The sequence below is a fragment of the Enterobacter cloacae complex sp. 372C4 genome (assembly GCF_050030615.1).
GTDB classification, from domain to species: Bacteria; Pseudomonadota; Gammaproteobacteria; order Enterobacterales; family Enterobacteriaceae; genus Enterobacter; species Enterobacter intestinihominis.
In genome coordinates this window covers 4,287,409-4,301,207 of record NZ_JBLGUQ010000001.1, presented here as the reverse complement: position 1 = coordinate 4,301,207, position 13,799 = coordinate 4,287,409, and the positions used below count along the sequence as shown (strand labels likewise).

General features: G+C 56.4%; 16 protein-coding genes. 5 read left to right on the top strand and 11 right to left on the bottom strand.

The window, feature by feature from the left end; genetic code table 11:
* Positions 1–112: 112 nt before the first annotated feature.
* The 6 genes from ACQG11_RS20875 to sad form a co-directional block, all read right to left on the bottom strand.
* Positions 113–640 carry a GNAT family N-acetyltransferase gene (locus ACQG11_RS20875; protein ID WP_426728744.1) on the bottom strand — a complete coding sequence of 176 codons (528 nt, stop codon included), beginning with the start codon at positions 638–640 and terminating at the stop codon, positions 113–115.
* A gap of 82 nt (positions 641–722) precedes the next feature.
* Positions 723–1,688 carry a sensor domain-containing diguanylate cyclase gene (locus ACQG11_RS20870; RefSeq protein ID WP_022648115.1) on the bottom strand — a complete coding sequence of 322 codons (966 nt, stop codon included), beginning with the start codon at positions 1,686–1,688 and terminating at the stop codon, positions 723–725.
* 58 nt (positions 1,689–1,746) lie between these two features.
* Complete coding sequence (locus ACQG11_RS20865) at positions 1,747–2,109, bottom strand: DUF4186 domain-containing protein (RefSeq protein ID WP_048965757.1); 363 nt, start codon at positions 2,107–2,109, stop codon at positions 1,747–1,749.
* The gene (glsB, locus tag ACQG11_RS20860) at positions 2,109–3,035 is read right to left on the bottom strand and encodes a glutaminase B (RefSeq protein WP_003857165.1); all 927 of its coding nucleotides are present in this window, start codon (positions 3,033–3,035) and stop codon (positions 2,109–2,111) included. Before glsB ends, ACQG11_RS20865 begins: the two co-directional genes overlap by 1 nt.
* A gap of 62 nt (positions 3,036–3,097) precedes the next feature.
* Entirely contained in the window at positions 3,098–4,687 is a 1,590-nt protein-coding gene (locus ACQG11_RS20855) for a methyl-accepting chemotaxis protein (protein ID WP_171935879.1), read from the bottom strand.
* A gap of 127 nt (positions 4,688–4,814) precedes the next feature.
* Positions 4,815–6,197 carry a succinate-semialdehyde dehydrogenase gene (gene sad / locus ACQG11_RS20850; RefSeq protein WP_193131998.1) on the bottom strand — a complete coding sequence of 461 codons (1,383 nt, stop codon included), beginning with the start codon at positions 6,195–6,197 and terminating at the stop codon, positions 4,815–4,817.
* A 99-nt stretch (positions 6,198–6,296) separates the two neighbouring features.
* Between sad and ptrR the strand changes: the two genes are divergently transcribed.
* Positions 6,297–7,175, top strand: coding sequence for a putrescine utilization regulator PtrR (ptrR, locus tag ACQG11_RS20845; protein ID WP_045622741.1), 879 nt, complete (start codon positions 6,297–6,299; stop codon positions 7,173–7,175).
* On the opposite strand, the gene ACQG11_RS20840 is transcribed toward ptrR, so the two are convergent.
* The 3 genes from ACQG11_RS20840 to ACQG11_RS20830 all read right to left on the bottom strand — a co-directional run bounded on the left by ACQG11_RS20840 (position 7,129) and on the right by ACQG11_RS20830 (position 9,297).
* Complete coding sequence (locus tag ACQG11_RS20840; RefSeq protein WP_032622224.1) at positions 7,129–7,611, bottom strand: GNAT family N-acetyltransferase; 483 nt, start codon at positions 7,609–7,611, stop codon at positions 7,129–7,131. The genes ptrR and ACQG11_RS20840 overlap by 47 nt on opposite strands.
* A gap of 62 nt (positions 7,612–7,673) precedes the next feature.
* Positions 7,674–8,486, bottom strand: a complete 813-nt coding sequence (locus tag ACQG11_RS20835) for a PhzF family phenazine biosynthesis protein (protein ID WP_426728743.1) — start codon at positions 8,484–8,486, stop codon at positions 7,674–7,676.
* Between the two features lie 22 nt (positions 8,487–8,508).
* Positions 8,509–9,297 (bottom strand): PhzF family phenazine biosynthesis protein, encoded by a 789-nt coding sequence (locus ACQG11_RS20830; RefSeq protein WP_063137745.1) that lies wholly within the window; start codon positions 9,295–9,297, stop codon positions 8,509–8,511.
* 176 nt (positions 9,298–9,473) lie between these two features.
* On the opposite strand from ACQG11_RS20830, the gene ACQG11_RS20825 reads away from it, so the two are divergent.
* On the top strand, positions 9,474–10,670 hold the full coding sequence (locus ACQG11_RS20825; protein ID WP_022648106.1) for a sugar transporter: 1,197 nt from the start codon (positions 9,474–9,476) through the stop codon (positions 10,668–10,670).
* Positions 10,671–10,763: 93 nt separating this feature from the next.
* Here ACQG11_RS20825 and ACQG11_RS20820 read toward each other — a convergent pair whose 3' ends face one another.
* Positions 10,764–11,429, bottom strand: a complete 666-nt coding sequence (locus tag ACQG11_RS20820) for a MarC family NAAT transporter (RefSeq protein WP_022648105.1) — start codon at positions 11,427–11,429, stop codon at positions 10,764–10,766.
* A 256-nt stretch (positions 11,430–11,685) separates the two neighbouring features.
* Between ACQG11_RS20820 and marR the strand changes: the two genes are divergently transcribed.
* Genes marR through marB form a run of 3 tightly spaced genes read left to right on the top strand, consistent with a single transcriptional unit; the run spans position 11,686 to position 12,769 of the window.
* A complete protein-coding gene (gene marR / locus ACQG11_RS20815) occupies positions 11,686–12,120 on the top strand; it encodes a multiple antibiotic resistance transcriptional regulator MarR (protein ID WP_020884159.1) in 435 nt (144 codons plus the stop codon).
* A 20-nt stretch (positions 12,121–12,140) separates the two neighbouring features.
* Complete coding sequence (marA, locus tag ACQG11_RS20810) at positions 12,141–12,521, top strand: MDR efflux pump AcrAB transcriptional activator MarA (protein ID WP_001303241.1); 381 nt, start codon at positions 12,141–12,143, stop codon at positions 12,519–12,521.
* A 32-nt stretch (positions 12,522–12,553) separates the two neighbouring features.
* Positions 12,554–12,769 (top strand): multiple antibiotic resistance protein MarB, encoded by a 216-nt coding sequence (gene marB, locus ACQG11_RS20805; RefSeq protein WP_003857184.1) that lies wholly within the window; start codon positions 12,554–12,556, stop codon positions 12,767–12,769.
* Positions 12,770–12,807: 38 nt separating this feature from the next.
* Here marB and eamA read toward each other — a convergent pair whose 3' ends face one another.
* A complete protein-coding gene (eamA, locus tag ACQG11_RS20800; RefSeq protein ID WP_023300097.1) occupies positions 12,808–13,707 on the bottom strand; it encodes an O-acetylserine/cysteine exporter in 900 nt (299 codons plus the stop codon).
* Positions 13,708–13,799 lie beyond the last annotated feature (92 nt).

The window sequence follows — 13,799 nt, the reverse complement described above, 5'->3', positions numbered from 1 at the left end:
GAGGTCCTTTATAATTAGTCATACAGCCTGATAAGATTGGTGTGATAACTTATCAAAACTTCAGGACCAGAACCCCTGTCTGGATCAACTCAGGACGCGATGGTGAAAAATATCAAAGAAATTTATAGAACACCGAGGTCGCCGTCATGTCCCCGTTCGGCATCAGGGCGTAGCGTGGGATCTCCCCCGCCGTTTGCCAGCCCGCTCTCTGATAAAACGTCTCCGCGCCGCTGCCGGTCGAGGTATCAAGCACCAGCACCGTAAGCGCTTTTTCACGCGCAACCGCCTCCAGGGCTTCCATCAGCGCCATTGCCGCACCTTTACGGCGCGCCTTCTCATGTACCAGAAGTTTCGCGACATCTGCGCGGTGCGGCTGGTTTTCCGGCTGGTCGGTAATCAGCTGGACCGTGCCAACCAGCCCCTGCTCCGCGTCAAAACAGCCCAGGACGGTACGCTCGTCGCGCCCGACGCTGTCTGCGACGCCGAGCCAGAAGGTTTGGGCTTTCTCGGGAGAAAAAGGCAGCATAAAGCTGACGGAGGCGCCGCCGTTTACACAGTTGACGAGGATATCGCTCAGGGAATCAATGTGGCTGAGGATGTCCTGTCGGGAGAGAGGTTTAATCAGCATGGGAGAGTTCATTGCGCGTCCTTAGGTTGAATCTCTCCACTTTGCTATTAACATTTTTGTTACGCAATAAGCGATGACATAGGATTTCGTTATGTCATTTTTCGCCGTGATGTTGCCGCTTCATGGCGTACATTTGCGCATCCGCGTGTTTTAACCATGCCTGCATATCGTTGCGGTGATGATCGAACTCGCTCAGCCCCCAGGAGAACTGTAACGACCAGGGATGCAGCTGACGCGCGTTATACTTCTCCGTTTGTTCGACAAGATACTGCATGGCGATCCAGGCGCCAGGCTCATCGGTATCCGCAAACAGCACCGCGAACTCATCTCCCCCGAAACGCACCAGCATATCGGCCTCGCGGAATGAGGAGCGCATCAGGGCGGCCATCGCTTTCAGGGCCTTGTCGCCCTCCTGATGCCCGAAGCGATCGTTAATGGTTTTGAAATGGTCCAGATCCAGCCAGCCAAGCGTTAACGGTTCTGCCCTACGCTGCGAAACCGACAGTGCAAACTGCGCAAACTGGTTAAACCCGCGTCGGTTAAACAGGCCCGTGAGTTCATCGGTCGTGGCGGCGCTAACGGCTGCAAATTCATCTTCTGCCAGCGCGCTGAGATCGGCCAGTACGGCGGAATCCGCAGCGGTAAACTCACGCGGTGCGTAATCAATGAGACACAACGATCCTACGCACGCCCCGTCACGTAAACGCAGCGGGAAACCGGCATAAAAGCGCACGCCCGGATCTCCCGCCACCTGCGGATTATCCGCAAAGCGTTCGTCCAGCAGCGTGTCAGCCACCACCAGCGGCGCGTCACCCAGGATCGTATGACCACAAAACGAGAGATCGCGAGGCTGGCTGGCGAGTGCCCGCCCGTCGGCAGATTTCACGATCGCAGCGTGGTCATCCACCAGCGTAATCATCGCCAGCGGCACCCTGAAAAAGCGTGTTGCCAGCCGCGTGAGACGATCAAACGCGGGATAATTGTCGATCTCAAGCAGACCGGACTCGCGCAGCGCATTCATGCGCTCCGTTTCATTCACGGGAATTAGAGGTGCTTTCATGACGTCTCCTGACGCTGAGCATTAGTAAAAGCGTAGCTTAAACAGAGACATTGTCAGTTCAGGAGGCACGATTTACCTCAATGACCAGCCAATGATGGATCACGTTGACGATATACTGTTGCTGCTGCGCACTCAGCGGCACGCCCTGCGGGATAGCATGCCACTTAGCCAGACAGCCCCGGCAGCAGGTTGCCGTGGCATGCTGGGCGATAAAAACCGGATGGCCGCGCATCGGCGTCTGCTTACCGTCATTCACCGGGTGTGCAGGCGCCAGCCGCGCGGCGATAAAATCAGCGGCATGCTTATCGATAGTGTCCGCGCCCTTATCCCAGCAGTATTGCCGCTCTTTCATCCCTAAATGAAATCGTGAACGAAACGTGGAGCGAGCCAGGCGCGTGAACAGAGGATCTAACGTGGACATCAGTATACGGACCGTCCAAGGCGTTTGGTCAGCTGTTCCAGCGCCGCGACGCCCGCCAGTGAGTTGCCGGTCTCGTCCAGTTCCGGGCTCCAGACGGCAATCGCCATCTCGTGCGGAACAATGGCCACGACGCCACCGCCAACGCCGGATTTAGCCGGCAGCCCCACGCGCCAGGCAAACTCCCCGGCGTTCTGATACATTCCGCTGGTTGCCATTAAGGCGTTGATCTGCCGGGCCTGCATCGGGGAGACAACGTCCTCGCCCAGATGCGGGGCATGGCCCTGATGCGCCAGAAACAGAAAAGTCTGCGCCAGTTCAACGCAGTTCATCTTCAGGGCGCAGTAATGAAAATAGTTTTGCAGAACCGTGGCGACATCATTATGAAAGTTGCCGAAGGACTTCATCAGCCAGGCGATGGCGGCGTTACGTGCAGAGTGTTCAAACTCAGAGCGCGCTACCACCGGATCGTAGGCGATGTCCTGCACGCCGGAAAGCTGCCGCACAATCTGGAGCATACGCTGGCGCGGCGCGCTCAGACGGCTTTGCAGCATATCGCACACCACCAGCGCCCCGGCGTTGATAAACGGGTTGCGCGGCTTACCCTGTTCGATTTCAAGCTGGAGAAGGGAGTTGAAGGGCTGACCGGAGGGATCTTTGCCCACCCGCTGCCAGATCTCCTGCTCGTCATACTGGCGCATGGCGGCAACGAGGCTAAGCACTTTTGAGATCGACTGAATTGAAAAGCGCTCCAGTGCATCTCCCGCCTGAAAACGCTGCCCGTCGACAGTACAAATGGCGATGCCGAGCTTATTACCGCTGATCGAGGCCAGCGCGGGAATGTAATCGGCAACCTTACCCTGCCCCAGTAACGGACGAACCTGCGCCAGAATCTCGTCCAGCATCTCATTATGGATGACCGCAGCCACACTTTGCTCCTTGCCCTCAGGCTAAAACGGGCTGCGAGTATAACAGAGGCTTATACGTCACGTCAGGCAGGGAGACGAAAACGCGAGACGGCCTGCAACAAAAGATCTGACTCCCGATGCAGGCGCTCAGAGGCATTCGACGCTTCGCTAACCAGCACATCTGTCTGACGCGATACCTGATTCAGCGCCTGAAGTTGGCGCGTCATCTGATGAATGCTTTCCCCCTGATTTAGAGTGGCCAGCGAAATATCATTCAGCAGGCTACTCAGATTGGCCACCAGCCCGGTGACCTGCTGGAGATTTTCTTCCAGACGGTTTACCACCTGAGAACCTTCTTCAATGCCCTGTAGCGAGTGGTTAATTAGCGACTGGATGGTTTGCGTAGAGTGACTGCTTTTTCTGGCCAGCAGCCCCACTTCACGGGCGACCACCGCGAACCCGCGCCCCTGTTCTCCCGCATGGGCGGCTTCAATGGCAGCGTTGAGGGCCAGAATATTGGTCTGAAACGCCACGCTGTCGATCATGGCGACGATCCCACGCATCTCTGAGGATCGGTCGACGATCGTCTGCATCGAGCCATTCACCGCTGTCATCATTTGCTCCCCGCCGACGGCAGCCTGTCGGGCTTCATCCGCGCGCGAGCGGGCGAGTTTTGCATAACCCGTGTTCCCCTCAACGTGGGTTTCGAGATCGGCGATATGCGCGGTCACCTCCTCCAGCTCTTTGGCCTGTCGCGTGGACTGCTGATAAAGCTTCTGGTTCCCCTGCGCAAGTGACCCGATATTTTCGACCATAGAGGTCGTGGCCTCGCTGACCTGAGTCACCAGTTGCTGGAGCCCGCGCTGCATGGCGGTAATACTGCCGCTGAGCTGGCTGATTTCACGGTTAAAACGCACAACGTCAGGGGGTATTCCCGACAAATCCCCTGCCGCAAGCTGGTTAATATGGACAATCAGACGGCGTAGCGGGGATATCACCCATTTCGCCATTGCAAACCAGACGGCAATGGCAATAGCCAGCAGCACCAGCGGCGCAAACAGGAACAGCCGTTGCAGGCCTGAGAGTTGTTCCATGAGCGACTGACGCCCCTGTATCGCCTGCTTCTCACTCCGTTGCTGATAACGTGCAAAGTTGTCATTAAAATCGGTCTGAAACGCCTGGGCGGGTACGGCGAAAAAGAGGTCGATGCTGTTGGTTTTCACCAGCCCTTCCGCCTGCTCGCTAATGGCACCGAAGAACTGCTGATAGCTATTAACAAGCCCCTCGTCCTGCGGAGGATTAAGCGCGAGCCAGGCTTGCCATGCCTGCTGAGACGCCGCCAGGGATTTTTGCGCCTCGTCCATCAGGCTATGCCAGCTCCCTTCCGAACCGGTCTCTTTATCCTGCATAAAGTACACCCCGGAGCGGTTGAGCAGATCGCTCGCCGCAAGCAGCGAAATACGCGCCTGATCCAGTCTGCTCTGTTGCTGCCAGGCCAGCTGATTGCGCTGTTCGTTACGCTGGGCTTGATTCAGGGAAGCGGTAAGCAGGAAGGAGGATGAAAGTTGCAGGGCGGAGAAAAGGCCGATAATACAAAAGATGCCGGTCAGCAGGCCAAACTGACGAGGAAAAAAGCGCTGCGCAAGACGACGAAAAATTTGCGTTAGGTTCATAATTTTCTTCTGTAACAATACGTTAGACGCGAGCGAGTCTACGAAACGAAAATGACAGAACCATTGCAAAATAATGACAGGAAACGTGAATTGCCGGGTAGCGGCCTTGCCCTACCCGGCATCAACATTACACGCGATCCTTCCAGACCGTCTGAACGTTACAGAACTCATGCAGACCGAAATGTGAAAGCTCTCGCCCGAAGCCGCTCTTCTTCACTCCGCCAAACGCAACGCGCGCATCGCTTGCGCTGTAGCCATTGATAAAGACACCGCCGCACTCCAGCTCGCGAGAGAAGGTTTCAGCCAGCGCATCGTTCGCGGTAAAGACCGTCGCTGATAAGCCAAAGTCGCTGTCGTTAGCCAGCTGCAACGCGTGCGACGCATCATTGGCGACGGTAATCGCAGCCACCGGGCCAAACAGCTCCTGACGGAAGGCCGTCATCTGTGGGGTGACGTCGCCGAGTACGGTTGGCGCATAAAAGTTACCGGTCCCGGCAAGCTTCTCGCCGCCGAGCAGCAGGGTCGCCCCTTCCGCCAGCGTAGCCTGTACCTGCTGATGCAGTTCATCGCGAAGATCAAATCGCGCCATCGGGCCAATATAGTTATCTTCCTCATCCGGTGCGCCCATTTTCAGCGCCTGGACCGCGTCAACAAAGCGTTGGGTAAAGGTGTCCGCCACGCCCGCTTCCACAATAAAGCGTTTCGCCGCGGCGCAAACTTGTCCGGTATTCTGATAACGTCCGGCCACGGCCGCGTTGACAGCCAGATCCAGATCGGCATCATTCAGAACGATAAACGGATCGGAGCCGCCCAGCTCCAGCACGCATTTCTTCAGCGCCGCGCCCGCCTGCGCGCCAATTGCCGCACCAGCCCGAACGCTGCCGGTTACGGTCACCGCCGCGATACGCCGATCGTTAATCGCCTGGCTGACGCCGTCATTTGTCGCGTTCACCCAGCCAAAGATCCCCTCCGGGAAACCGGCATCCGCGAACACCTTCCCGATAAGCTCCGCCGAGCCGAGCACATTTGGCGCATGTTTAAGCAGATAGCTGTTCCCTGCCAGCAGGATCGGCACCGCACCGCGCAGCACCTGCCAGAGCGGGAAGTTCCACGGCATCACCGCCAGAATAGGCCCCAGCGGACGGTACTCAATCACCGCATTGTCGACCTGGGTAGATTCCGGGCGCAGCATTGCCGGGCCGTATTCAGCGTACCAGTCGCAAAGGCTGGCGGACTTAGCCACCTCCGCACGCGCCTGCACAATGGGCTTGCCCATCTCCCGGGAGATAGTCTGCGCCATCTCTTCCGCACGGCTACGCAGCGCCGCCCCCAGATCGCGAAGTTTTTGCGCCCGGTGCGCCACGCTTTCGCGTCGCCACTGACGAAAACCGGTATCCGCCTGCGCAATGGCACGTTCAACGTCACCGGACGTTGCCCACGGGTAAGCAGCCAGCGTTTCGCCGGTAGCCGGGTTGACAGAGTGGGCATGGGTAGCAGATGAATACGTCATGAAGTTCTCCATGTAATAACAGTTGATTGATTGTGGCCCACTCTGCTATTTCTTAAAAATGAATAATACTCACCACCTTGTTCACGAATCGAGAACGGTATGGACTTAACACAGCTTGAGATGTTTAACGCCGTCGCACTGACCGGCAGCATTACCCAGGCGGCGCAGAAGGTACACCGGGTGCCGTCAAACCTCACCACCCGCATCCGACAGCTTGAAGCGGATCTCGGCGTGGAGCTGTTTATTCGCGAGAATCAGCGCCTGCGGCTTTCCCCCGCCGGGCACAATTTTTTGCGCTACAGCAAGCAGATCCTGGCGCTGGTCGACGAAGCGCGAATGGTCGTCGCCGGGGATGAACCGCAGGGATTATTCTCGCTCGGCGCGCTGGAAAGTACCGCCGCCGTACGCATTCCGGAAAGTCTGGCGCGGTTTAATCAGCGCTATCCGCGCATTCAGTTTGCGTTATCCACCGGGCCTTCCGGTACGATGATTGACGGTGTGCTTGAGGGGACGCTCAGCGCCGCCTTTGTCGACGGGCCGCTCTCACACCCCGAACTGGAAGGAATGCCGGTTTACCGGGAAGAGATGATGCTGGTCACCCCTGCGGGTCACGCGGAAGTGTCAAAAGCCACGCAGGTGAGCGGTAGCGACGTTTATGCCTTTCGCGCCAACTGTTCCTACCGGCGTCATCTGGAGAGCTGGTTTCATGCTGACCGCGTAACGCCGGGAAGGATCCACGAGATGGAGTCCTACCACGGGATGCTCGCCTGCGTGATTGCCGGGGCAGGCATTGCGCTGATGCCCCGCTCCATGCTGGAGAGCATGCCGGGGCATCATCAGGTGGCGGCGTGGCCGCTGGCGGAAAACTGGCGCTGGCTCACCACCTGGCTGGTGTGGCGACGCGGGGCGATGACCCGCCAGCTTGAGGCGTTTATAGGGCTGCTAAACGAACGTCAGCCACCAGTGTCTTCTCCATAAACAGGCTCAGCGGATCCTCGTTGTAGGGGGCAAACGCGGGGCGCCGTTCGTATCCACACTGTTGATACAGACGAATAGCGGCGTGTTGTTTGATCCCCGTCTCCAGCCGGACGGTGTGGCAGCAGCGGCTGAGGGCTTCATCTTCCAGCGCCGCCAGTAATTTATCACCCAGCCGTTGCCCGCGATGGGTTGGATCAATATAGACCCGTTTCATTTCCCCGGTCCCGTCCCCGTTCAAAACAACAGCGCCACACCCGACGGCGTTAAGCTGAGTGTCACGAATAATCATCAGGATCAGCGAGTCGTCCGGCAGTTCGGTTAAATCCAGCAGATGATTACTTTCCGCGGGATAGAGAACGCTTTGATAACGGTCCAGCGCCGTAATCAGGGCGAGAATATCTGGATGATGGGCAGATTCAGCGGTAATAGAATACATGGCAGGCTCCTTGTCGTTTTCGTTCAACATACCGCCCGCCCTGTATACCGGCGTCATAGTTTTTAATGATGACCGTAATCCTGGTGACGAAGGAAAATTTTCCCCTTCATATACAGCGTGGCCTGGCCGCCAATCAGCACGCGGTCGCCTTTCAGCTCGCAGCGCAGATCCCCGCCACGGGAGGAGACCTGGCGGGCCGACATCTGCGTTTTTCCAAACTTTTCGCTCCAGTACGGGATCAGCATGCTGTGCGCTGATCCCGTCACCGGATCCTCCGGTACCCCTTCCCCCGGGCAGAAGAAGCGGCTGACGAAATCATACTCATCCCCCGGCGCCGTAACGCAGACCATTTTCCCCAGCGGGAGCATGGCTGTGATATCCGGCGTCAGCGCCTCCACCTGCCGCTGGCTGTCGAGCACCACCATGTAATCGCGCCCCACACGCACCTCTTTTGCCGCGTTAATGCCCAGCGAGCTGAACAGCACTGGGGGTGGAGTATCGACAACCTCGGTTGACCACGCTGGGAAATTCAGCGTCAGCCAGTCGCCGCTGCGTTGTACCGTAAGTTCGCCGACAAAGCGCGTGGTGAAGGTGATTTCCGTATGTGGATAATCCAGGTATTCGAAAATAACGTGAGAAGCCGCGAGGGTTGCGTGGCCGCAGAGGTTAATTTCATCCTGCGTGGTAAACCAGCGCAGTTCAAACCCGTTATCCGTTCGGACAAAGAACGCCGTCTCTGACTGATTATGCTGCTTCGCCATCTTCAGCAACGTCTCATCCGGCAGCCACGCTTCCAGCGGACACACCGCCGCCGCATTGCCGCCGAACGCCCTGTCGCTGAAGGCATCCACCAGATAAAAATCAATTTCCTGCATCGTTGGTTCCTCTTAGATTTATTCAGCGCAGAAATACTGTGCCCTTCAGATACAGCGCCGCCTGCCCGCCCATCCGCACGCGGTCGCCTTTCAGTTCGCAGCGTACGTCGCCACCACGGGCAGAAACCTGACGGGCAAACATCTGTGTTTTGCCAAGCTGTTCACTCCAGTAAGGGATCAGCATGGTGTGCGCGGAGCCGGTGACAGGATCTTCCGGCACGGCCACGCCCGGCGAGAAGAAACGACTGACAAAGTCGTATTCCCCCTCGTCCCGGGCGGTGACGGCCACTTTATGCTCCCCCGGCGTCATGGCGGAGAAATCCGGATTAATGGCTTCCACCTGCTCGCGGCTCTCCAGTACCAGCACCCAGGCGCGGCCTTTTCGCGCCTCGACGTAGTGGCTGATACCGAGTGCGGCGAGCATCTCCGGTGGCGGCGTCTGTGCCTGCGTCGGGCAGGCCGGGAAGTCCAGCGTCATCCAGTCACCTTCACGGCTGACGGTCAGGCGACCAGAGGCGGTGTCAAAATGAAGGCGTGAGTCCGGATAATCCAGTTCGTTAAACAGAACATACGCCGCGGCAAGCGTCGCGTGACCACACAGATTAACCTCGGTGAGCGTGGTGAACCAGCGCAGCTCAATCCCCCCTTTGGTGCACACAAAAAACGCGGTTTCCGACTGGTTATGCTGTTGTGCCATCCGCAGTAACGTCTCATCGGGCAGCCACGCGTCGAGCGGGCACACCGCCGCCGGGTTGCCGCCAAAGGAGGACTCGCTGAACGCATCTACCAGATAAAAATCAATCTCCTGCATTGTGTTACCGCCTGTTTTTGTTGTGTTGTTCTTTATCTTCAATGAAAACAACCGCGTTCGCTACCGCTGCATGAAGGTAAATTTTGTGATTCACATCACATAACGGTTGAGTTTTCGCCGTTTAAGGCTTTAAGATCGTCTCCTCATCTTTCAGGCAACGAATCCCAGATATCCCTATGACAACACACACGGTTTCCCGCAGGGTCGCGTGGCTACGCGTGGTCACGCTCGCCATCGCAGCGTTTATTTTCAACACCACGGAATTTGTTCCGGTTGGGCTGCTGTCCGACATTGCAGCCAGCTTCCATATGGAAACGGCACAGGTTGGCATTATGCTGACCATCTATGCATGGGTGGTAGCGCTGATGTCGCTGCCGTTTATGCTGCTGACCAGCCAGATGGAACGTCGTAAGCTGCTGATTGGGCTGTTTGTGGTGTTCATAGCCAGCCATGTGCTGTCATTTATGGCATGGAACTTTACGGTGCTGGTGATCAGCCGCGTCGGCATCGCGTTTGCCCATGCCGTTTTCTGGTCGATCACCGCATCGCTCGCCATTCGTCTCGCCCCGGCGGGGAAACGCGCCCAGGCGTTGAGCCTGATTGCCACCGGAACGGCGCTGGCGATGGTGTTAGGCCTGCCGATCGGGCGCATTGTGGGTCAATACTTCGGCTGGCGCACCACCTTCTTTGCCATCGGCATGGGGGCGCTGATCACCCTGGTGTGTCTGATCAAACTGCTGCCAAAACTGCCTAGCGAACACTCCGGCTCGCTGAAAAGTCTGCCGCTGCTGATGCGTCGACCGGCGCTGATGAGCATCTATCTGCTGACCGTGATTGTGGTGACCGCCCATTACACGGCCTACAGCTATATTGAGCCGTTTGTTCAGGTTGTGGCGGGCTTTAGCGCTAACTTCGCCACCGTTCTGCTGCTGATCCTGGGCGGCGCGGGGATTATCGGCAGCATCCTGTTCGGGAAGCTGGGCAATAAGCACGCGTCTGCGCTTGTAAGCAGTGCGATTGGCCTGCTGCTGGCGTGCCTGCTGTTACTGATGCCTGCGGCAGGCAGCGAGAGTCATCTGGCGATCCTCAGTCTGTTCTGGGGCGTGGCGATCATGATTATTGGTCTGGGAATGCAGGTCAAAGTGCTGGCCCTGGCCCCGGACGCCACGGACGTGGCAATGTCGCTGTTCTCGGGAATTTTTAATCTGGGAATTGGGGCCGGTGCGCTGGTGGGAAATCAGATCAGCCTGCATGTATCGATGTCGGCCATTGGCTATCTCGGGGCGATTCCCGCGCTGATTGCGCTGATCTGGTCGGTGCTTATCTTCCGTAAATGGCCGGTCGCGATGGAAGAACAGACCAGCCACGGTTGACGTTAGTTGTGCCGGGTGGCGGCTTCGGCCTACCCGGCCTAGGTTATTACGGACTTGTAGGCCGGGTAAGCGCAGCGCCACCCGGCGATGTCCTCAGTGATACGTCTTAATGATCTCCAGCACGCCGTTAATAATAAACTGCACGCCCATACAGACCAGCAGGAAGCCCATCAGACGGGAGATAGCTTCAATCCCCCCCTTGCCCACCCAGCGCATAATCGCCCCGGAGCTGCGCAATGACCCCCAGACGATAATGGCGATAAGCGCAAAAATGATCGGCGGCGCAACGGTAATAACCCAGTGCGGAAAAGTCACACCATCACGCACCGTTGAGGCGGAACTGATGATCATCGCAATCGTTCCCGGCCCCGCCGTGCTCGGCATGGCTAACGGCACAAACGCGATATTGGCGCTCGGTTCGCTTTCAAGCTCCTCCGATTTGCTTTTGGCTTCCGGCGATTCATGCGCTTTATGCGCCGGGAACAGCATCCGGAAACCAATAAACGCCACAATCAGCCCACCGGCGATACGCAGACCGGGAATCGAAATACCAAAAGTATTCATCACCAGTTGTCCGGCGTAATAAGCCACCATCATAATCGCGAAGACGTAGACGGAGGCCATCCTCGACTGCTGGTTGCGCTCCGCGCTGTTCATGTTACCCGCCAGCCCCAGAAAGAGCGCCACGGTCGTTAACGGGTTCGCCAGCGGAAGCAACACCACCAGCCCAAGCCCCACTGCTTTAATCAAATCCAACATAATGCACCGCAGTCCTTATCCTTATTCATTACCGCAATTATAGGGGGAAAGTCTCGTCCTGAGCTATCCGCGCAACGTAACCATAATTGTCCCGCGTAACTAATAACCCCAGATTATCTATATGATTTAAAAGCGTACAGAAAAAGTTCCTGAAGCGTTTTAGCAATTCGTGGCATCGGCTGATCCATTCAGTTGACTTATACTTGCCTGAGCAATAATATCTGCCGTGACTAAACTACTTGCCAGGGCAACCATTGTGAAAAGCACCAGTGATCTCTTTAACGACATAATCCCACTGGGTCGTCTTATTCATATGGTTAACCAAAAAAAAGATCGCCTGCTCAATGACTACCTGTCACCGCTGGATATCACCGCAACACAGTTCAAAGTGCTGTGTTCCATTCGCTGCGAAGTGTGTATCACGCCGGTTGAGCTGAAAAAGGTGCTCTCTGTCGATCTGGGTGCGTTAACCCGCATGCTGGATCGTCTCGTCTGCAAAGGATGGATAGAACGAAGCCCTAACCCGAATGACAAACGTGGCGTACTGGTGAAACTGACCAGCGATGGCGCGGCCATGTGTGAGCAATGTCATCAATTAGTAGGACAAACACTGCACCAAGAACTGACAAAAAACTTAACGGCAGATGAAGTGGCAACGCTTGAGCTTTTACTCAAGAAAATCCTGCCGTAAACAGAAAAAGAGGTATGACGATGTCCAGACGCAATACTGACGCTATCACCATTCATAGCATTTTGGACTGGATCGAAGATAACCTGGAATCTCCACTTTCCCTTGAGAAAGTGTCTGAGCGTTCAGGTTACTCAAAATGGCACCTGCAACGGATGTTTAAAAAAGAGACTGGCCATTCATTAGGACAATATATTCGCAGCCGTAAGCTGACGGAGATTGCCCAAAAACTGAAAGAAAGCAATGAGCCGATCCTCTATCTGGCGGAACGCTACGGATTTGAATCGCAACAAACCCTGACGCGTACGTTCAAGAACTACTTTGACGTGCCGCCTCATAAGTACCGTATTACCAGTATGCCGGGTGAATCCCGTTATCTGTATCCGCTAAAACATTGCAGTTAATCATCGCCTGTTAAGACGTAACCGAGGAAATCATGAAATTTATCGCCTCCGCCGCCCTCACCTTGCTGGTGCTGGTTTCCGGCCAGAGCTTCGCGGAGCAAACCCCCAGTGCGGGGCAGCAAAATAATCGTGACACCATGATTATGCCGTCCACGCAAAACCAGTCGCCCTGGGACTTCAATCACATGGGCGCTGGCAGCGACAAATCCGACGAATTAGGCGTGCCGTATTATAATCACGACCTGTAATTCGTTTTTGCCCCGCTAATGCGGGGCTTTTTTCTGCCTTAACTCCGCACCCGCGTCGCCCGACGCACCCGCAAGCCAAAGACGTTGATATACAGCCCGGCCATAATCAGCCCTGCGCCACACAGTTGCAGCGCGCTGAGCGTTTCATCCAGCAACAGGGCGGCGCTGGCAAGCCCGACCACCGGAACCAGCAGCGATAACGGCGCCACGCGCCAGGTTTCATAGCGTCCGAGCAGCGATCCCCAGATGCCGTAGCCAATGATTGAGGCGACTAATGCCAGGTAGATCAGCGACAAAATGGTCGTCAGGTCGATCTCCACCAGGCTTTTCAGCATCACCTGCGGTCCATCCAGAATAAACGACGCGACCATAAACGGCACAATGGGGATCAACGCGCTCCAGACCACCAGCGACATGATCCCAGGACGCGACTCATGCTGCATTATCAGCTTGTTAAAGATGTTGCCGCACGCCCAGCTCAGCCCTGCCGCCAGGGTGAGCATAAAGCCCAGCAGCGCGACATGCTGACCGTTGAGGCTGCCTTCTATCAGCACCAGCACGCCAAAGACCGCAAGGCTAATGCCCGCCAGCTGTTTGCCCTGCAAACGTTCGCCAAAGACAAACGCGCCGAGAATAATGGTAAAGAAAGCCTGCACCTGAAGCACCAGCGAAGCCAGACCCGCAGGCATACCGAATTTGATGGCGCAAAAAAGAAACGCAAACTGACCAAAGCTGATGGTGAGGCCGTAGCCCAGCAGAAGCTTCAGGGGAATCTTTGGGCGGGCAACGAACAGCAGCGCCGGGAAGGCCACCAGCAGGAAGCGCAGACCCGCCAGCATGAGTGGAGGCATGTTGTGCAACCCCATTTTGATGACCACAAAATTGAGTCCCCACACCACGACAACCAGTAACGCTAACAGCCCGTCTTTCCGCGTCATTTTCCGCCCCTGAATTATTAAATTTTTGTAAACACTTCAAGGTAACAGAAAAAATACCCCCGCGAGAAGATCATTAATTCTGGTACTGAGGA